This is a genomic window from Thaumasiovibrio clandestinus, from assembly GCF_047250365.1.
Taxonomy (GTDB): Bacteria; Pseudomonadota; Gammaproteobacteria; order Enterobacterales; family Vibrionaceae; genus Thaumasiovibrio.
The window spans coordinates 15896-35807 of the sequence record NZ_JBLBVL010000003.1 but is presented as its reverse complement, the minus strand read 5'-3'; the positions used below and the strand labels follow the sequence as shown (position 1 = coordinate 35807).

Sequence of the window (19912 nt, the reverse complement as noted above, 5' to 3'; positions counted from 1 at the left end):
CTTGTTACTTTGCGCTCGTCTGTCTCTTCCAAACAATCGACCAAATGGTGCTTTGATGGCTTATAACGCAACTTCTACTCAATTCTCACCAACGGGCTGCCATGTCATGGCAAAACCAACAGGGTCTAAGTGCAACATTGATTGTCAATACTGTTTCTACCTTGAAAAAGACCAGCTATACCCTGAGCGTGCTAACAACGATTTCATGAGTGAAGAGACGTTAAGGATCTACATTGAACAGCACATTGAAGCGCAACATGGCAACGAAGTGGTGTTTGCTTGGCAAGGCGGTGAGCCAACGCTAAGAGGTATCGATTTTTACCAACGGGCCGTTGAATGGCAGCAACAATACTGTAATGGCAAAAAGATCATCAATACCTTTCAGACGAATGGATTGCTCATTAACGACGAGTGGTGCGCATTCTTCAAAGCTAATCAATTTCTCATCGGGATCTCAATAGATGGCCCCGCTGAATTTCACGATAAATATCGTGTCACACGCTCAGGTAAACCGACTCATCATCGAGTAATCAAGGCTATCGAGAAACTAAAACGCCATGGTATCGAGTTTAATACGCTCACCGTCATCAATGATATCAATGTTCATCACCCGTTAGAGCTATACCACTACCTTAAAAGTATTGGTAGTCAGCACATCCAATTTTTGCCTGCGGTTGAACAAGCAGCAACACAAACAACCGATGATGGCTTAACCCTACTTTATCCAGGTCGACAAGAGGCCGTGACGCTTTGCAACTGGTCTGTAAAGCCTGAAGACTATGGTCGTTTTCTTGTCACTATTTTCCACCACTGGGTAAGGCATGATATCGGTCATGTTTGGATCCAAATGTTCGAAAACACGTTTGCCATGACGTGCGAACAACCCGCACAAATGTGTATTTTTGCGAAACATTGTGGCAGTGCCTTCGCTTTAGAATCCAATGGTGACATTTATCAATGCGACCATTACGTCTATCCGGAATATAAACATGGCAACATTCACCATGACCGCTTAATCGATATCAATCACGGTAACGAAAATAAAGTGTTCGCTCAGCACAAGTCTCAATCATTGTCTCAAGATTGCCGACAGTGTGAACACTTAACGCTTTGCCACGGCGGCTGCCCTAAGCAACGCTTCTCGCTATCTTCCGCCAATAAGCCCGAACAGCACTACCTCTGTGCCGCTTATAAGTCGTATTACAGTTATTCGAAACCTTACATGCAGCTCATGAAAAAGCTGTTGCTAAAAGGGCACCCTCCTGCCGCCATTATGACCATAGTGGCGAAAAAAGAAGCCCAATTACGTTAAATCCAAACAAATACTAAATCGGAGTTACAATGACATATCCTAAGCTCAATAAAATCGCTAGCGCCATCGCGCTTAGCGCGATGGTGACGGCAGCCCCGTCGCTGGCAGAAGAGGTGGAACGCACCAGCCAACCGAATATTCTCGTTATTATGACAGATGATTTAGGTCAATGGGCCACCAACTTCCGTAATGATAAAATTGACACCCCAAACCTCACCTACCTTGCAGAGAACGGCGTTCGTTTTGAAAATGGAATGACCCCTGCACCAGTCAGCTCAGCTGCGCGTGCAAGCTTTCATACTGGAAAAATGCCTTCGCAGCACGGCGTTTATGACTTCTTAGCAGAAGACCCGGAGTTCGATGCTGACTGGCTTAACGGTGAGACCTTACTCAGTGAAAGAATGCAAGACCAAGGCTATCGCACGGCTTTGCTTGGAAAGTGGCATGCAACAACAGACAGTAAAGACCCAATTCGCGGCTTTGATCGTTGGTTAAGTTATGACGCACTTAAAGCTGGTTGGAAAAATCAATACTTACACAGTGGTACGGTTCTTTTCTCTGACGAAGGTGAAAACTTCGAGTATACCGGTATACAGGCACAATTTTTAACAGAAGAGACGCTAAAGTTTATCGACCAACCTAGCGATAAACCATTTTTTATCAGTTTAAACTACGTTGAACCGCATTTTCCATTCGAAGGCTTGCCTGAACGTCTGGTTGATAAATATCGCCCAATTGCCCATAAAGTCGTCGCATACGGCGGCGCATCAGTTCTAGAGCATATGAATGAGTTTGCGCTTATTCCTGATAATCACGAAGAGACGCTCGCGCAATACCTTGCCGCTGTCAGCTTACTTGATGATCAACTCGGTGCCTTATTGGATGGATTGCAAGGGCGTGACCTGATGGATAATACCGTTATCGCTTTTGTTTCTGACCACGGTCTATTAATGGGTCAATACGGTCTGTATGAAAAAGTAAACGGAACCTTCCCTTATAACTATTATGAAGAAACGATCCGAATTCCTTTTGTCATTTCAGGCCCAGACCACCTTGTTCGCCCTAAACAGGTTCGTGGTGAATTTGTTGATTTGCTCGACCTACATGCCACCATTCTTGATATTGCCGCGGGTGATGCCAACTATGATAGTAGCTATGGCCCAGGACAATCATTATTACCATTAATGGCAGGTGAACGTGTCCACACATGGCGAGAATATCAAATCGCTGAACGTGGTAACTCTCGAATGATCACTAACGGACATTGGAAATTGGTCCGTTACTATCCAAGAGATAAAGATGCCCAGCCAGAAGATCATTGGTATGATCTTAGCCATCCAATGGGCGAGCGCTATATCTCTGTCGCTCCTCGTCAAGAACAGCAAGATAAAATGATTGCTGAACTCGATGCGTTCTTTGAGCAATACTCAACAGACGAATATAGCGGTTTAAATATGTGGGAGCAGGCTTATCCTAACTTCACCACTGAAAATATCCTCAAACATGAACGTTGGAACTAAACACAACAACCGTTTAGATATAGAGGAACCGATCTAAACGATAGAAATATAGGGTGGGTAAAGGGCATCGCACCGGTGTTCATTTCCCACCCTATTACTTTTCTGCCTCTAATATCAGTTCATGTTTTAGTATCTCGAGATCCTCCAGCATAATATGCCCCTTAGAAACACTGATCGCGCCAGACTCTTGTAATTGTTTCAATATGCGATTGTAAACGCGTAGACTGGTACCTAAGCGTTCACACTCTAAGTTCTTATTGACAATAAAAAGCTTACCCGGGTTGGCACTATAAAACTTAACTAAGTCATCAAGCACACAATACTTTATGGTGTGAAGAATATGGCGAGTCATTCTTTCTACCGAGGTGTACCATTTTAAGGTGATATGCCGGAAAATACTCGCCGCTAAATCGGGCGAATTGTAAATTAATTGGGCAAATTTCTCGCCATCGACCACATATACATCACATCGAGCCGCAGCAACCACACCATAAAAACAAGGCTGCTGAGAAAACTTCTCCATTAACCCTAAGAAACCATTATGTCGAAAGCTGCCCAGTTGATAGCGCCGACCTTGTAACGCATCGCGATACAGAGAAATCTGCCCTGATACAATAAAGTGGAGATCCTCAACGGCTTGTCCCTGAGTGAGAATTTCTTGTCCCTCTTCAATGCTGATTTTACGCAATACCATCTTATGTTTGTTGTTATCAAACAGCGCTTGGATATCAGCAGTATGATAAATATCGTCTTCAGTTACATGCATAATAGGAAGAGTTAATCGTGCTTCAAATTGATCGAGAATATACCACAACCGTAACGTTTAAGAGCATTTCTCGGCTAACTTACTGGCATCTTATCAAACAAGGCTACATCGCCAAATCGACCCTAACGCCATCATCAAAATAGAGAATTCTCACGGTGTCACCTGAGGAGAATAACATCCGCTGATCAACATCTTGAATCACGTCTATCCAACGGTTGTCATCCGTCACAATCAGCAATTCCACCAAACGGTACTCTTTAACACTCACTTGGTCTCGTCGCTGTTGCGCTACCGCCGCACCCGTCATTGCGCCAACCGCCGTTGCGACTTCTCGCCCTGTTCCTTTGCCAAACTGATTGCCAATCACGCCTCCTACAACCGCGCCTAACAAGGTCGTCCACCCCGATTGCTGATTATACTGTTGCACCTCTTGGTGGGTGATATAACGCACACTATCGACAGTACCATACACCACCTCATTAACAGGTCGTGCAGTGTTCCTTTCATAAGCGGCAAACAGCTGGATAGGCAGCAATAATACGATAAGTAACCACCATTTGTTCATTCTCTTCTCCTACTTAGTGCATTGACTAACTTGCACTCGATCTATATTGCTGGCACGATGCAGCCAGAACACCTTATGTTACCAGAACCATTACTGCATTCTCATTCATGGCTATCTATTTACCAGAGCTCAGCAAAAACGATTTTCATTTTCCACCGCTAGAGCAAGCACTCGAAGATCCTAACGGTCTACTGGCTTATGGCGGCGACCTCTCTGTCCCACGCCTACTGAGCGCATATCGACAAGGCATTTTCCCTTGGTTTGGTCCCAACGAACCTATTTTATGGTGGAGCCCTGCGCCTCGAGCGGTATTCTTACCAGCAGAGTATAGCCCGAGTAAAAGTACCCGTAAGTTTCAGCGCAAACATCAGTATAAAGTCACCCTCAATCACGCATTTGAACAAGTCATCCACCATTGCGCTGCATCACGTCGTGCAGATGAGACATGGATTACTGACGCCATGCAATCAGCCTACATTGAACTACAACAACAAGGACATGCTCACTCTGTCGAGGTTTGGGATAACGGAGAGCTGGTTGGGGGCTTATATGGTGTGGCCATCGGGCAAGTCTTTTGTGGCGAGTCCATGTTCTCGCTGAAAACTAACGCCTCTAAAATTGCCTTATGGTTCTTTTGCGACCATTTCTACCGCCATAATGGCAAACTCATTGACTGCCAAGTTATGAATGAACACCTTGCATCGCTCGGCGCCATGGAAGTCAGCCGAACAGCTTTCTTGGAGACACTCAGTATACTTAGAGAAAGGACGACACTTAGTGGGTGTTTCCTTCCGCAAAAGCTTGAACAGCACGAGGCAAATCAATGAGTATTCAGGTTGGGCTAACCCCAGAAAAACCATGCAGTTATTTGCCAGACCAAAAGGATCGGCTAATGGTGGTAATGGAGGACGCCTGCCATACAACCAATCATTATCGTCAGCTAATGGATCTCGGTTTTCGCCGCAGTGGTAACATGATCTACCGACCACACTGCTCTGAATGCCAAGCTTGCCAGCCAATCAGAGTCGATACCGCTCAATTTTCGCCTAGCCGCAGTCAAAAACGGTTAATGAAGAAATCGCAAGCGTTGCGCGTAGAGATGAAAACCGTACTAGATACCGATTGGTACCCCCTCTATGCACACTATATTACGCAACGGCATCGTAATGGCAGCATGTACCCGCCTAAAAAAACCGACTTCGAGCAGTTTGTCTCTAGTGACTGGATGTCGTTAGGCTATATGCACGTTTACGACCAAGATAAACTTGTTGCTATTGCGGTATGCGATCTCTTTCATGATGCGATCAGTGCGCTATACACCTTTTTTGATCCTGACTTGCCTTTTTCTATCGGCAAGGTATTGATTTTAAATCAAATAAAATATGCCAAATTACATAACCTGCCTTGGCTATACTTAGGATTTCAGATTGATGAATGTAAAGCGATGAATTATAAAATTCAGTTTCAACCCTACCAACGTCTCATTAATGGTGCATGGCAAAGTGCAAACTCGACGTCTTAAGTCTGGGTTAAAGCTAACATATAAGAAAAAGTACGATAAAATCGTTTTGAATTGCTGACAAAACGACTGCCTAGGGTTAGAATTGCGCCCTAAACTTTACTCTAACCCAGATTCAAGGCATTATCGGCCCGATTTTGTAAATGGCCAGCCTAAGAGGATTCAATGGCAAAAGAAGACGTAATCGAAATGCAAGGTACCGTGCTAGACACGCTACCAAACACTATGTTCCGTGTAGAGCTGGAAAATGGTCACGTAGTAACCGCTCACATTTCAGGTAAAATGCGCAAGAACTACATCCGCATCCTGACTGGTGATAAGGTAACTGTGGAGCTGACTCCTTACGACCTAACTAAAGGCCGCATTGTTTTCCGCGCACGTTAATACTTCGTCGCCAGGATCAAAAAAACCCGGACATAGTCCGGGTTTTTTATTGTTTTCCTGACATAACAACAGCAGAGGCTATGCCTCTACTGTGTCAGTTAACTTAATGAGCTGGCTGCAAATCGTTATTAAAATCGAACTTCAGCTCACCGTTAGAGACCTCAACCTTAATTGAGCCACCTTTGGTGAGACATCCAAACAACAATTCATTCGCCAGCGGCTTTTTCAAGTGTTCCTGAATCACACGTGCCATTGGGCGTGCCCCCATCGCCTTGTCATAGCCTTTCATCGCCAACCAATTTCTGGCCTCTGATGACACTTCCATCGACACACCTTTGGCGTCCAGTTGCACTTGCAGATCAACAATAAACTTATCGACGACCTGCACAATCACCTCAGGCTCAAGATGGTTAAACCAAATGATATTGTCTAAACGATTGCGAAACTCTGGCGTAAATACTTTTTTGATCTCACCCATCGCATCAAAGCTATGATCTTGCTGAATCAAACCAATAGACTTGCGCTCTGTTTGTCGCACACCTGCATTGGTCGTCATCACAAAAATCACATTACGAAAATCCGCTTTACGGCCATTGTTATCGGTTAATGTGCCGTTATCCATTACCTGAAGCAACAAATTAAACACATCAGGGTGTGCTTTCTCTATCTCATCAAGCAATACCACTGAATGAGGTGATTTAATAACTGCATCTGTTAGTAACCCACCCTGATCATAACCAACATAACCTGGAGGCGCACCAATCAAACGAGACACCGTATGGCGCTCCATGTATTCCGACATGTCAAAACGCAACAGGTCAATGCCCAACGTCTTCGCCAGTTGCACCGTGACCTCTGTCTTACCTACCCCAGTTGGGCCGGCAAATAGAAACGAACCAACAGGCTTGTTTTCCGCCCCGAGTCCTGCCCGGCTCAACTTGATCGCTTGGCACAAAACTTCAATCGCCTCGTCTTGACCAAACACCAACATTTTAAGCCTGTCATCTAACTTCTCTAGAATCTCTTTATCTGATGAAGATACTGACTTCTCTGGAATTCGAGCCATTTTAGCGATCATTGACTCGATGTCAGAGACATTTACCGTTTTCTTACGCTTATTTGATGGCGCTAAACGACAACGCGCACCAGCCTCATCAATAACGTCAATGGCTTTGTCAGGCAGATGGCGCTCATTAATGTATTTAGCTGACAATTCAACCGCTGCGCGTATCGCAGTGTTGGTGTAGCGAACTTCATGATGCGCTTCATATTTTGGCTTCAAGCCAATCAAGATTTTGGTGGTATCATCCAGCGATGGCTCAATAACATCAATTTTTTGGAAGCGACGAGCTAACGCGCGCTCTTTTTCAAAAATAGCGCCATATTCTTGATAAGTTGTTGAACCTATACAGCGCAACTTGCCACTACTTAACAGTGGCTTTATCAAATTCGCCGCATCCACCTGACCACCAGAGGCAGCACCAGCCCCAATGATAGTGTGAATTTCATCAATAAAGAGTATCGCGTGTTCTTCTTGTTCTAGCTGTTTTAATATCGCTTTAAAACGCTTCTCAAAATCGCCACGGTATTTAGTGCCAGCCAACAACGAACCGATGTCGAGCGAATAAATCACACAGTCTTTAATCACGTCCGGCACATCATTTTCGACAATACGCCATGCCAAACCTTCAGCGATTGCCGTTTTACCGACACCAGCCTCTCCGACCAACAACGGATTGTTTTTACGTCGACGGCACAATACCTGAATTGTACGCTCCAGCTCTTTATCGCGTCCGATCAACGGATCGATACCGCCAGATTTAGCCAGCTGATTCAGGTTGGTTGCAAAGTTTTCTAATCGATCTTCATTGCTAGAAGTATCAGCAGCCTGATTCTCATTGACAGAATCATTGCTACCATGCGTCTCGTCATTACGGCCAATGCTGCCTGACTCTGATTTAACAGTGCCATGAGAGATAAAGTTCACGACATCTAAACGGCTAATATCATTTTTCTTCAACAAATAAGCCGCATGCGACTCCTGCTCACTAAAAATGGCAACCAAAACGTTCGCACCGGTTACTTCACTTCTGCCTGAAGATTGAACATGGAAAACCGCACGTTGCAACACACGCTGAAAGCTCAGCGTTGGCTGCGTTTCTCTTGATTCATCATCCGCGGGAATCAAAGGAGTCGTCTGATCGATAAAAGAGTCCAATTCACGCTTCAGTGTTTCTAGGTTTGCTCGACACGCCAATAAAGCTTCTTGGGCAGCAGCATTATCTAACAGCGCCAACAGAAGATGCTCTACTGTCATAAATTCATGGCGCTTCTCGCGAGCCCTGGCAAAAGCACCATTCAGACTCGCTTCTAGCTCTTTGTTCAGCATAGACACCTCCCCAAATAGACGACAACGTGTAATGGATTATGCTTTTTCCATTGTACACAATAAAGGATGCTCATTTTCGCGAGCATACATGTTAATCTGAGCCACTTTGGTTTCTGCTACTTCAGCAGTAAACAACCCACACACAGCCTTGCCTTCATAATGCACGGTTAGCATCAACTGCGTTGCTTTCTCTGCTTCCATGGAGAAAAATCGCTGTAAGACTTCTATTACAAACTCCATCGGCGTGTAATCATCGTTGTTGAGAATCACCTTATACATTGAAGGCGGAGCCACCTTGGTCTCTTGCTTTTCAACAACTTCCGCGTCTGGCGTTACCCATTCATACAATTTGCTCATAGTTTTATCTTAGTCATTTGTTATGTTACGCGCTACATAAAGTTGTGCACAATGATCGTTTTTTATGCATTTGTTATCACATGCGCTTGACTGTCTATTTCATTTTACTAAAGTGTTACGTGTAGTAGGTATAACTGCATTAGTTGCAGGTCTCATAATTTCACCTAAAATTACGTTACCTGCGTTGGAACAGATATGCGATAAAGGATGTAAGCATGGCAACAGGTACAGTTAAGTGGTTTAACAATGCAAAAGGATTTGGGTTCATCTGCCCGGAAGGTGGTGAAGGCGATATCTTCGCTCACTACTCAACAATTCAGATGGAAGGTTACCGTACACTAAAGGCCGGACAGCAAGTCAACTATGAAGTCCAAGCGGGTCCAAAAGGTTTCCATGCCAGTGAAATTGTTCCAGTCGAAGCAGATCAACCCAAATAAAGCATACTTTCGACACACAACCATCATAAAAGACGAGATATCTCGTCTTTTTTAGTCTACGTCGCCAGCAAATTTATCCTACCCCACATATTATAAAGGCCCAGCCGAAGCTGAGCCAGTAGTAACGTATTTAACTGATACGGATATCATCCGCGATCACAGATTACATCTGCGCAATCATGTCTTCTGCAAACTCAGAACACTTACGCAGTGTTGCGCCATCCATCAAACGCTCAAAGTCATAAGTCACTGTCTTATTACTGATCGCTTTCTCCATCGACTCGATGATTAAATCAGCCGCCTCTGCCCAACCCATATGACGTAACATCATCTCAGCAGAAAGGATTAGCGATCCTGGGTTCACTTTATCTTGGCCTGCATATTTTGGTGCAGTACCATGAGTCGCCTCAAACAACGCCACGCCATCACCGATATTTGCGCCTGGTGCAATACCAATACCGCCCACCTGAGCCGCTAATGCATCAGAAATATAGTCACCATTTAAGTTCATGGTCGCGATAACATCGTATTCCGCTGGACGTAGTAGAATTTGCTGTAAGAACGCATCGGCAATGCTGTCCTTAATCACAATCTCTTTGCCAGTACTTGGGTTCTTCAGCGTCATCCATGGGCCACCATCAAGCAACTCGGCACCAAACTCAGCAGCCACTTCGTAGCCCCAGTCTTTAAATGCACCTTCCGTAAACTTCATGATGTTACCTTTATGAACAATCGTTAAAGAGTCACGATCGTTGTCGATAACATATTGCAGTGCTGCACGGACAAGACGCTTCGTGCCTTCTTCAGAGATAGGCTTAATACCAACGCCACACTGCTGAGGGAAACGAATTTTGGTCGCACCCATTTCGTCCTGCAAGAACTTAATCACTTTATCCGCTTCAGGCGTTCCAGCCTTAAACTCGACACCCGCATAGATGTCTTCAGAGTTCTCACGATAAATGACCATGTCGGTCAGTTCTGGCTGTTTCAACGGGCTAGGCACACCATCAAAATAACGAACCGGACGCGCACAAATATACAAGTCTAACTCTTGGCGCAATGCAACGTTGAGAGAACGAATTCCGCCACCAACAGGAGTCGTCAGTGGACCTTTAATTGCTACTTTGTACTCACGGATAAAATCAAGCGTTTCTTGAGGTAACCAAGCATCATCACCGTAAACATGGGTTGATTTTTCACCGGTGTAAATTTCCATCCACTCAATCTTACGCTGGCCTGCATAAGCTTTACCCACCGCAGCATCGACCACTTTAATCATTGCTGGAGACACATCGACACCAATACCATCACCTTCGATGTAAGGAATTATTGGATTATTCGGAACAACTAACTTTCCTTCCGCATCCAAGCTAATCTTCTGGCCTTCTACTGGTACGACAACTTTACTATCCATATTCATCTCCTAGTGTCCATTTGTTATCTTTTTGTAAGAAGCGGGCAAATCATACTGTAAAATCAATCTACGCGCCATCTTTGCACGATTCGAGTATAATAGAGATCCCGATATTGACAATTCCCTTTATCTCTAAACATTTATGAAATCATCAACCGCTTCTAAAGCCGTATTGTCGCATAAACCAACGCGACGCACATCTCGTCAGCACAATAAGCCACGTCGACCTACTGGGGAAACACGTGTCATATTATTTAACAAACCCTACAATGTACTGACACAATTCAAAGGGGAAGCGAGTGACACTACACTAGCCAACTTTATTCCAATAAAAGACGTATATCCGGCCGGAAGGTTAGATAAAGATAGCGAAGGATTGCTGGTGCTAACTAACGATGGCATTTTGCAAGCTCGCTTGACTCAACCACAGTCCAAACAAGAGAAAGTGTATTGGGTTCAAGTCGAGGGCACACCTTCCGATGAGTCGCTCGAGCAACTGCGCCGAGGGGTAACACTAAAAGACGGACTCACCTTGCCCGCCAGCGTTGATGTCATGCCTTCACCAGAGGTATGGGAACGGGTTCCTCCTGTACGAGAGAGAAAATCAATTCCAACCACTTGGTTAAGCATTACCTTAAAAGAGGGAAGAAATCGGCAAGTTCGACGTATGACTGCCCATATTGGCCATCCGACACTGCGTTTAATTCGCTATAAAATGGCGACCTGGACTATCGACGATCTTAAGCCTGGAGAGTGGAAAGAAGTGCCTGCGCCAACGCGCCCTAAACAGATCAACAAAAAATAGTAACGAAGCCATATTCACTGCATTACCAAATTAACGAACAAAACGGCTATAGCTGTAAAAAAATACTGCCATTTTAGAGTAGAACTGGTATAGTTTCGCCAAAGCAAACGTTTGCGTATACGTAATCGTCCGCCTTTGCTGAAAATGTAATCATACATTGCGGTTGATAAACGAGATCAATATCACAGCTATCTACCACAGTGCATCTTTGCTACAATTCCGCTTTGGTCTTAACTTGCTTAATATGTAGAGAACTATGTCAGACAACAGCCAGAAAAAAGTCATTGTCGGAATGTCCGGCGGCGTTGATTCTTCCGTTTCAGCCTATTTACTGCTTCAACAAGGGTATCAGGTTGAAGGCCTGTTCATGAAAAACTGGGAAGAAGATGACAATGATGAATACTGTGCCGCTGCAGAAGACCTTGCTGACGCACAAGCTGTGTGTGACAAGCTCGGTATTCATCTGCACACCATAAATTTTGCGGCGGAATATTGGGACAACGTTTTTGAGTATTTCTTAGCGGAATACAAAGCAGGACGCACCCCGAACCCAGACATTCTGTGTAACAAAGAGATAAAATTCAAAGCATTCCTTGAGTTTGCTGATGAAGTCCTTGAAGCCGACTATATTGCAATGGGCCACTACGTGCGCCGCTCTTTCCCAACGAAAGAGGGCGAAAAAGCACAAATGCTACGTGGTATCGATAACAATAAAGATCAGAGCTACTTCTTGTATACACTGAGTCATGAACAAGTGGCACGCAGCCTATTCCCTGTTGGTGATCTAGAGAAGCCAGAGGTTCGTCGCATTGCCGAAGAACAAGGCTTAGTCACTGCAGACAAAAAAGATTCCACCGGTATCTGTTTTATTGGTGAACGAAAATTCACTGACTTTTTAAAACAGTACCTGCCTGCTCAACCAGGCAATATAGAAAGTACAGAAGGCGAGATCATTGGTGAGCACCAAGGTTTGATGTACCACACACTAGGTCAACGCAAAGGGTTACACATCGGTGGCATGAAAGACCGCAGTGAAGACCCATGGTACGTTGTCGATAAAGACATGAAACGTAATGTTCTTATTGTTGGTCAAGGTAAAAATCATCCACGTTTGCAGTCTAACGGTCTAATGGCAGGGCAATTGCACTGGGTTGATCGTCAAGCAATCTCCGAGCCTGTGACCTGCACCGTTAAAACGCGCTACCGTCAACAAGATATCGCATGTACCATCATTCCTGTGGATGATGAAAACATCAAAGTGGTCTTTGATGAGCCACAAATTGCTGTTACGCCAGGACAATCAGCTGTGTTTTATCAAGGTGATATCTGTTTGGGCGGCGGCATTATTGAAGCGCGCTTTTAAGGAGTTACACCTTGGCTTATAACAATTATGACAGAACACTGGCGTTTGCCGGAGTTTGCCAAGCCATCAAGCTAGTCCAAACCGTTGCCCGAGAAGGACAGTGTGATGAAGAACAATTTGTTGCTTGCTTGCGTAGTATTACCGCCCTCAACGCAACCAGTACGCTTGGTGTTTATGGCAATGACGAATCCAACTTAAAGATTGGCTTAACATCACTGGCAGAAGAGTTTGATAACTCACCCGGTGGCAGCGAACTGACCCGCTATCTCGTTAGCCTCATGGCGCTAGAGCGCAAACTTAGCGCCCGTCGCGATGCATTATCACAACTGGGTGATCGCATCGACACCATCAATCGCCAACTAGAGCACTATGATCTACTTGATGAGCAAATGATTAGCAATTTCGCCAGTATCTACTTAGATGTGATTAGCCCCCTAGGGCCACGCATTCAGGTGACCGGCGCTCCTGCACAGTTGCAACAATCGCTTGTACAACATAAAGTACGTGCTTTATTGCTTGCCGGCATTCGCAGTGCGGTGCTTTGGCGTCAAGTGGGAGGCAAACGCCGCCACGTGATTTTCAGTCGCAAGCAGATGGTTGAGCAAGCTAAGATTATCTTGGCGAGAAACGCGTCCTAAGAGACTCGCTCTCGCGCAATTTGTTTATTCCGGGGCTGATGAGCCTCGGTTATTTTATTCACCTTCAAATATCTGGAGAGAGGTACCATGGAACTGTCAGCATTGACTGCTGTTTCCCCGGTCGACGGCCGTTACGGAAGTAAAACCACTGCCCTGCGTAGCATTTTTAGTGAATTTGGTCTTTTAAAGTACCGCACTATTGTTGAAATTCGTTGGTTGCAAAAATTAGCGGCCACCGATGCTATTGCAGAAGTACCTGCATTCAGTGCTGAAGCCAATGCTTTTCTAGATAAAGTTGCCGCTGAATTCAGCGAAGAAGATGCCATGCGCATCAAGACCATCGAGCGCACAACCAACCATGATGTTAAAGCGGTTGAGTACTTCTTAAAAGAGAAAGTGGCCGAGGTTAAAGAACTCGACGCGGTTAACGAGTTTATTCACTTTGCTTGTACGTCAGAAGACATCAACAACCTATCACACGCGTTGATGTTAAAAGAAGCCCGCGATACCGTGATGCTACCTGAAGTTCGCAACGTTATCGATGCGATCAAAGGGCTCGCTAACGAATACCGTGACATTCCAATGCTAACCCGTACCCACGGTCAGCCAGCCTCTCCATCAACGATGGGTAAAGAGATGGCGAATGTGGCGTACCGCATGGAGCGTCAATTCAAGCAACTAGAAAACATCGAAATTTTGGGTAAGATCAACGGCGCAGTGGGTAACTACAATGCTCACCTTTCTGCATACCCTGAACTTAACTGGCATGAGTACAGCGAAGCTTTCGTTACCTCGCTAGGCTTAGACTGGAACCCCTACACAACGCAAATTGAACCGCACGACTACATTGCTGAAATGTTTGATGCGTATGCGCGCTTTAATACGATTCTGATCGATTTCGATCGCGACATTTGGGGCTACATCGCACTGGGTCACTTCAAGCAAAAGACCATTGCTGGCGAAATTGGCTCTTCAACCATGCCGCACAAAGTTAACCCAATTGACTTTGAAAACTCGGAAGGTAACTTGGGCCTAGCCAATGCGATCTTTGGCCATATGGCGCAAAAACTGCCGATCTCTCGTTGGCAGCGTGACCTTACCGATTCAACGGTACTGCGTAACCTTGGTGTTGGTTGTGGCTACGCCATCATTGCTTACACCTCGACCCTGAAAGGGATCAGCAAGCTAGAAGTGAACCGTGAGGCACTGCTGGCTGAACTGGACCAAAACTGGGAAGTGTTGGCTGAGCCAATTCAGACTGTGATGCGTCGCTACGGTATCGAAAAGCCGTATGAGAAACTAAAAGAGCTAACCCGTGGTAAACGTGTTGATGCTGAAGGCATGGCGACATTCATCGATGGCCTTGCACTGCCAGAAGATGAAAAGGCTCGTTTAAAAGAGATGACGCCAGCCAATTACATCGGTCAAGCTGTTGGCCTAACTGACATCCTATAACGCTTCTCGCGTTTAAAGGATCGCGGCTTTAGCGCATCAATAAAAGGCTTGCTTCGGTAAGCCTTTATTATTTTACGTTTTATCTGTATAAAATTTGAAGTATTTGTTCATTATACAGCCATTTAGACACCGTTTTTTTTCATATCTCTCACCCTAGACCTACCATACTCGCACCATTGTGACTGGTATCACACTATTTGGTTTATTTTGTAAGGCTTAACCTTCCATAATGCATTTCTGATTACAGGTCAGACCATTTAGAATTGCGCCGACCATTTTGTCTGAACTCGTTGCTTAAGTTTCAACAAACTTCAAATTTCAGGCGCTACTACTGCCTATCGTTGTATCAAGGATTTACAAATGAAGAAAACACTAATTGCGGCTAGCTTGGCGCTAGTTTCTGCGAGCAGCTTCGCTTTTAATGAAGCACCATTGGCAAAACATGACCTCAAAATCGTCTCTGAGCATCGCGACCACTTCAGCCGCAACTACATGGAATTGGGCAGCAACTTTGGTATGGTAGGTCCTGGTATTTTGATGACCACGCTTGAGTACCATACGTGGTCAAAAGATAATTCAAAAATTCTCGGTGGAAGTATCACTGATAAAGATATGCACAGTGTTGATTCACTGTATGTTCCTGGGTTTATGTATTTCATTCCAGTAAGCAAAACAGTCGCTATTGGTCCAGCAGCAAAATATGAATTTAATTCAGGCTATCGCTCAATGTTTAAAGCTGGCATCGCTGGCATGTACAACCCTGGCAATGGCTTCTACGGCATGGCGATGTACCGCTTTGACCGTGGTATGTCTAGTGACGTAAAACCTAACAATTACGACATGGTAAATATGGATCGTAAAGATCTCATGGTGGGTTACAAAAGTGCTGAATGGAACATTAACCTGCGGGGTTCACACTTCCATTTTGTTGAAAGTCAAACCAAACAGATTCTTGATTCATTAGGTCATGATGGCCAATTTGCTGAAGCGGAACTTATCGCTGAGTACAACGGATACAATAACTTCTCTCCATATGTATCAGCAATTTGGGAATCAACGGGTAAATACATGAACCCAACCGCCTACGGTAACAGTGGTTTCTCTGTCGGCGTAAAACTGCATTTCTAAACAAGTCTGCTTGTTTTCAATCATGGTTGTTGGAATGCCAATACGGCCACTTTGAGTGGCCGTATTGTTAGCAATAAATAGCAACACAACACTCCGCTATCAACAGCTATACTCTAAACTGCCCTACCAGTTGCCGCTGCTGCTCTGCCAGCTTGGTTAAATGTTGGCTAACTTGTGTGGTCTCTTCTGCTTGCTGAAGTATCTGCTTACTTGATAAACGAATATTACGCACATTCGAGCTCATCTCTGCTGATGCCGTTTGCTGCTCGTCTGCCGCTCGGGTGATCTCCTCACTGACAACCTGAATTTCAGACACTGCCACGGTAATCGCTTCTAGGCTAGCGACGGTTTTTTGCACCTGCACCGCCGTATCTGTGGCGGCACTATTACCTTCTTCGATCGCCTCAACAACCCGATTCGTTCCGGTATGAATCTGTTCAATTACCTCTCGAATTTGCCCTACTGACTCTTGCGTACGTCGTGCCAATTGGCGCACCTCATCAGCAACAACCGCAAAGCCGCGACCATGCTCCCCTGCCCTAGCGGCTTCTATCGCTGCATTGAGCGCCAAAAGATTGGTCTGCTCCGATACGCCTTCAATGACAGAGAGTATCTGGTTAATGCTATCACTGCCTTGCGCTAATTCGTGGGCAATCGGTACGGCTGCCTCCATCCGTTCAACCAACTGATGCATCGCATTCGCAGACAAGTTAACCACCGACTCGCCTTGATCAACAAATTGCAGTGCTTTGAGCGCGGCGGTAGTGGATAATTCTGTTTGCTTTACCACTAAACCTGCGGTGTGCGTCATTTGCTCAGAGGCTGTCGCGGCTAGGTCCACTTCTTTAAACTGAGACGCGCTACTTTCTTCCGCCGCCGTTGCCACTCGCGAGGTCTGATTCGCCGTACAATCAATCTCACCCGCCGAATCAATAATCTGCCGAATTGTCGGCTGAAGCTTATCCAAAAATCGATTAAACCATGTCGCCAGTTCACTGATCTCATCCCGGCCATGTACCTCAAGCCGTTCGGTTAAATCCCCTTCACCACTGGCGATATCTTTCAAACGCATAACCACCAGCTTAATTGGTGATACCAATGTGCGGGCAGCAACCCAACTAATCACTAACGCTAATAACAGCACCATGAAAGCCGCTAACCACTGCACTTTATCCGCATCGCTGTATGCGTTCGTCATCAACTTATCTAGCGCAACTGCGTCCTTTAATACTGCATTTTGGGGAAGCTGAATAAGAATACCCACCCAGTTCTGACCGATTTCAACCGATGTTAGCATGTTGAGCCACAGGCCATCTGGAGTCCATTCAAGGTGCTCTACACCTTGGTTAATGGCAGCGAGCGTTGACGATGGAAAACCGTGCTGTAAGTTTGCTCGTTTACCACGAATAGCGAGGTCACCAGACCCTAAAATCAAGCCATTCGAAGCAATAATGGTGACCTTACCAGCCCCATTCACCAATTGCTGACTGGCGAGCGTAGCGGCGGGTTGTAACGCCTCCAGTGAGGTCACCAAACCAATCACACCAATCACCTTTTGATCCAAAATTAAAGGAACGGTGAACGTTGCGGTTGGAATCCCTTGTTTTAATTCAGGGGCAAGAAAACAACCCTGCTTTGAATCAACGCTGCAATTGAACCACGGAGAGTCAATAATCTCTGCTTCTGGGATAATGGCAAATTGAGGCTCACCGTTAACCCTATCCCAACGCGTTGCAAAGCGTCCCGCATCATTTGATCCTGCGTAGTCAGCATTTATATAATAGCTATCTTCATCATCTAGCCCATTAGGCTCAAAAACGACATAAGCCCCATCAACGGTAGGAAAGTCAGCAACAGTACGACTCAACAATTCACTGATAGAAGCACGTAAATCTGCACTACTGATATAATTGATTTCAGCATTATATTTTAAAAACAAAATACTTTGTGCCATCATTTGCGCGCGAGAGTCCGCTTCATCAAGAATACGTCTCAACTCCACAGCTTGCCCTGCCGCTTGCGCGTAAACTAACTCTTCCGTCTTGGCTGTCACCGTAAGATAACTTTGCTGACTTATTTCTGCTTGAGTTATTCGATTGTAATAATGCCCAACACCCTGCAGTGCAGCCACCGTAAATAATAACCCTAACCCAGCAACCGCTATAATCTTCCACTGCACAGAAAGCAACCGCATTGATAATCCCTTACCTAACTTTCAGTTTCCATTTGCAATTAAGCCAATTACAAATCAATTTGTAGACTAAATACTCTAGCTGTATACAACTCTACGCCCGAAAGGAAAATATTCCTTTTTTCCTTACATATCAATATTTTACCAAGCAGCGACTTTGATATAAAGAACAATTAATGCCTGCTGACAGAAATCACTATTAAATAGTGTCGAATGCCTCTTTCTCAGGAATTAATACCAACGGTGCTATTTTCATCAACGTATCGATAGGCGCTGAATCCACACGCTAAGAAACACCGCAATACGACAGACACCACACAACCCAAGACGTAATGTGTCATTTTTACTAACTCGCACACAACTCAACCAATTGAAATTCGCAGCTTAGCAAATGTCCGCTACTCTCAATGAGTAACCATGGCCTAAAAACAGCGAAGTGAAGATTCCGCATCGCCTTCTAATGGATATCAGCATGAAGCTCAACATTAACTTTGACCAATTTTTGGATTCGTACTGGCAACAGAAGCCCATTCACTACGCTGATGCTGTCACCCCCTTTCATTCACTGCTATCTCCTGACGAACTCGCAGGACTTGCCGTGGAAGAAGAGGTGAATGCGCAATTGATCTATTTCATCAACGACAAAGCGAAGATTAAAACCAGCCCGATCGATTTTAATACTATCCCCGAAAACGCGCCTTTTCAGCTTGCGGTACATGCGGTCAATCACTGGCTCCCAGCCACGACTGAATTTGTTGCACTATTTAATGCACTGCCCAACTGGTTACTGAGCGATCTTAGTGTATGTTACTGCATGAAGGCGCATCATATGGCAGCTCACGCAGATCGCCATGAGCGGCTTATCGTTCAGCAACAAGGCTGCACGGTATGGCAGATTGGCCCACCGCAAGATCTCGCCACCTGTGGTCACAGCACCTTTACACCAGAGCAAGAGTTCATACTTAACCCAGGCGATATGCTTTACATTCCCGCTTTTTATGCAGCCAGTAGCCAGACACTTGAAAATAGCATGAGCTATAGCATGAATTACCGTACCCCTTTCGTCTCTGAACTCATCGCCAGCTTGTCTGATCATCTCCTTCATGACGCCGAGAAAGAGCCACTGTTCAAACACCACACCAATAAACCAAGGCATGCCCATAATGCCATTAGCGCTCAGGATTTTTCAGATATAGAAGAAATGCTTACCGATCTGCTTCACCAGCAAGAACTTTTAAAAACCTGGCTCGGTGAACATTTGAGCACTCCACTCCACCAGCTGGATCTCGTTTCTGCAGAGCAGCCATGGCACCTAACCGAAATAAGAGATTTACTACTTGAAGGCAAACAATTGCATAAAATTAATGGCTTAAAGGCGCTTTACCATACTGATCAACCAGAGAACCTATATATCAATGGCGAACAATTTAGCTTACCGACAGAATGGGATTCTTTAGGCGCAGCAATTTGTGATAGCCCACATATAGATAAAGAAATATTGGGACTTGCGGTGGATGATCCCGGTGTACTGGCCTTTTTAACGGAGGTCGTCAATATCGGCTATTGGTATTCAGAAGAGTAGTGCTCAATTGACGCAGCGCGAATACAGCGCTCCCTATAGGGACGCCAATAATTCAAATAACAATCTAGAGAAACAAAAAAGGCGCGG

The 19912-nt window shown here is 45.1% G+C and carries 18 protein-coding genes; 12 read left to right on the top strand and 6 right to left on the bottom strand.

The window, feature by feature from the left end; all coding sequences use genetic code 11:
• Nucleotides 1-55: 55 nt before the first annotated feature.
• Nucleotides 56-1312: an anaerobic sulfatase maturase gene (locus ACKLNH_RS05740; RefSeq protein ID WP_413111297.1), complete on the top strand. Its 1257-nt coding sequence runs from the start codon at nucleotides 56-58 to the stop codon at nucleotides 1310-1312.
• A gap of 29 nt (nucleotides 1313-1341) precedes the next feature.
• Entirely contained in the window at nucleotides 1342-2832 is a 1491-nt protein-coding gene (locus ACKLNH_RS05735) for a sulfatase family protein (RefSeq protein ID WP_413111296.1), read from the top strand.
• 94 nt (nucleotides 2833-2926) lie between these two features.
• Here the strand turns inward: ACKLNH_RS05735 and ACKLNH_RS05730 are convergent, their stop codons facing one another.
• Together ACKLNH_RS05730 and ACKLNH_RS05725 are read right to left on the bottom strand one after the other, a co-directional pair.
• The gene (locus tag ACKLNH_RS05730; RefSeq protein ID WP_413111295.1) at nucleotides 2927-3646 is read right to left on the bottom strand and encodes a Crp/Fnr family transcriptional regulator; all 720 of its coding nucleotides are present in this window, start codon (nucleotides 3644-3646) and stop codon (nucleotides 2927-2929) included.
• Between the two features lie 55 nt (nucleotides 3647-3701).
• Nucleotides 3702-4163 carry an outer membrane lipoprotein gene (locus ACKLNH_RS05725; RefSeq protein WP_413111294.1) on the bottom strand — a complete coding sequence of 154 codons (462 nt, stop codon included), beginning with the start codon at nucleotides 4161-4163 and terminating at the stop codon, nucleotides 3702-3704.
• Between the two features lie 107 nt (nucleotides 4164-4270).
• Between ACKLNH_RS05725 and aat the strand changes: the two genes are divergently transcribed.
• The 3 genes from aat to infA all read left to right on the top strand — a co-directional run bounded on the left by aat (nucleotide 4271) and on the right by infA (nucleotide 6066).
• A complete protein-coding gene (gene aat / locus ACKLNH_RS05720; RefSeq protein ID WP_413111293.1) occupies nucleotides 4271-4990 on the top strand; it encodes a leucyl/phenylalanyl-tRNA--protein transferase in 720 nt (239 codons plus the stop codon).
• Nucleotides 4987-5685: an arginyltransferase gene (locus ACKLNH_RS05715; RefSeq protein ID WP_413111292.1), complete on the top strand. Its 699-nt coding sequence runs from the start codon at nucleotides 4987-4989 to the stop codon at nucleotides 5683-5685. Before aat ends, ACKLNH_RS05715 begins: the two co-directional genes overlap by 4 nt.
• Nucleotides 5686-5847: 162 nt before the next feature.
• A complete protein-coding gene (gene infA, locus ACKLNH_RS05710) occupies nucleotides 5848-6066 on the top strand; it encodes a translation initiation factor IF-1 (protein ID WP_005298441.1) in 219 nt (72 codons plus the stop codon).
• A gap of 103 nt (nucleotides 6067-6169) precedes the next feature.
• Here the strand turns inward: infA and clpA are convergent, their stop codons facing one another.
• Together clpA and clpS are read right to left on the bottom strand one after the other, a co-directional pair.
• A complete protein-coding gene (gene clpA / locus ACKLNH_RS05705; protein ID WP_413111291.1) occupies nucleotides 6170-8455 on the bottom strand; it encodes an ATP-dependent Clp protease ATP-binding subunit ClpA in 2286 nt (761 codons plus the stop codon).
• Between the two features lie 36 nt (nucleotides 8456-8491).
• The gene (gene clpS, locus ACKLNH_RS05700; protein ID WP_413111290.1) at nucleotides 8492-8812 is read right to left on the bottom strand and encodes an ATP-dependent Clp protease adapter ClpS; all 321 of its coding nucleotides are present in this window, start codon (nucleotides 8810-8812) and stop codon (nucleotides 8492-8494) included.
• 215 nt (nucleotides 8813-9027) lie between these two features.
• Here clpS and cspD point away from each other — a divergent pair, with 215 nt between their 5' ends.
• Nucleotides 9028-9249: a cold shock domain-containing protein CspD gene (cspD, locus tag ACKLNH_RS05695; RefSeq protein ID WP_413111289.1), complete on the top strand. Its 222-nt coding sequence runs from the start codon at nucleotides 9028-9030 to the stop codon at nucleotides 9247-9249.
• 163 nt (nucleotides 9250-9412) lie between these two features.
• Here cspD and icd read toward each other — a convergent pair whose 3' ends face one another.
• On the bottom strand, nucleotides 9413-10663 hold the full coding sequence (gene icd / locus ACKLNH_RS05690) for an NADP-dependent isocitrate dehydrogenase (protein WP_413111288.1): 1251 nt from the start codon (nucleotides 10661-10663) through the stop codon (nucleotides 9413-9415).
• 142 nt (nucleotides 10664-10805) lie between these two features.
• Here icd and ACKLNH_RS05685 point away from each other — a divergent pair, with 142 nt between their 5' ends.
• From ACKLNH_RS05685 to ACKLNH_RS05665, 5 genes are all read left to right on the top strand, one after another.
• Nucleotides 10806-11468 carry a pseudouridine synthase gene (locus tag ACKLNH_RS05685; RefSeq protein WP_413111287.1) on the top strand — a complete coding sequence of 221 codons (663 nt, stop codon included), beginning with the start codon at nucleotides 10806-10808 and terminating at the stop codon, nucleotides 11466-11468.
• A gap of 256 nt (nucleotides 11469-11724) precedes the next feature.
• Entirely contained in the window at nucleotides 11725-12831 is a 1107-nt protein-coding gene (gene mnmA / locus ACKLNH_RS05680; protein ID WP_413111286.1) for a tRNA 2-thiouridine(34) synthase MnmA, read from the top strand.
• A gap of 11 nt (nucleotides 12832-12842) precedes the next feature.
• Complete coding sequence (gene hflD / locus ACKLNH_RS05675; RefSeq protein ID WP_413111285.1) at nucleotides 12843-13469, top strand: high frequency lysogenization protein HflD; 627 nt, start codon at nucleotides 12843-12845, stop codon at nucleotides 13467-13469.
• Between the two features lie 87 nt (nucleotides 13470-13556).
• Nucleotides 13557-14924: an adenylosuccinate lyase gene (gene purB / locus ACKLNH_RS05670; protein ID WP_413111284.1), complete on the top strand. Its 1368-nt coding sequence runs from the start codon at nucleotides 13557-13559 to the stop codon at nucleotides 14922-14924.
• Nucleotides 14925-15284: 360 nt separating this feature from the next.
• On the top strand, nucleotides 15285-16052 hold the full coding sequence (locus ACKLNH_RS05665) for a hypothetical protein (RefSeq protein ID WP_413111283.1): 768 nt from the start codon (nucleotides 15285-15287) through the stop codon (nucleotides 16050-16052).
• Between the two features lie 106 nt (nucleotides 16053-16158).
• Here the strand turns inward: ACKLNH_RS05665 and ACKLNH_RS05660 are convergent, their stop codons facing one another.
• Nucleotides 16159-18246, bottom strand: a complete 2088-nt coding sequence (locus ACKLNH_RS05660) for a methyl-accepting chemotaxis protein (RefSeq protein ID WP_413111282.1) — start codon at nucleotides 18244-18246, stop codon at nucleotides 16159-16161.
• A gap of 469 nt (nucleotides 18247-18715) precedes the next feature.
• Between ACKLNH_RS05660 and ACKLNH_RS05655 the strand changes: the two genes are divergently transcribed.
• Nucleotides 18716-19825, top strand: coding sequence for a ribosomal protein uL16 3-hydroxylase (locus tag ACKLNH_RS05655; protein ID WP_413111281.1), 1110 nt, complete (start codon nucleotides 18716-18718; stop codon nucleotides 19823-19825).
• Nucleotides 19826-19912: the final 87 nt, after the last annotated feature.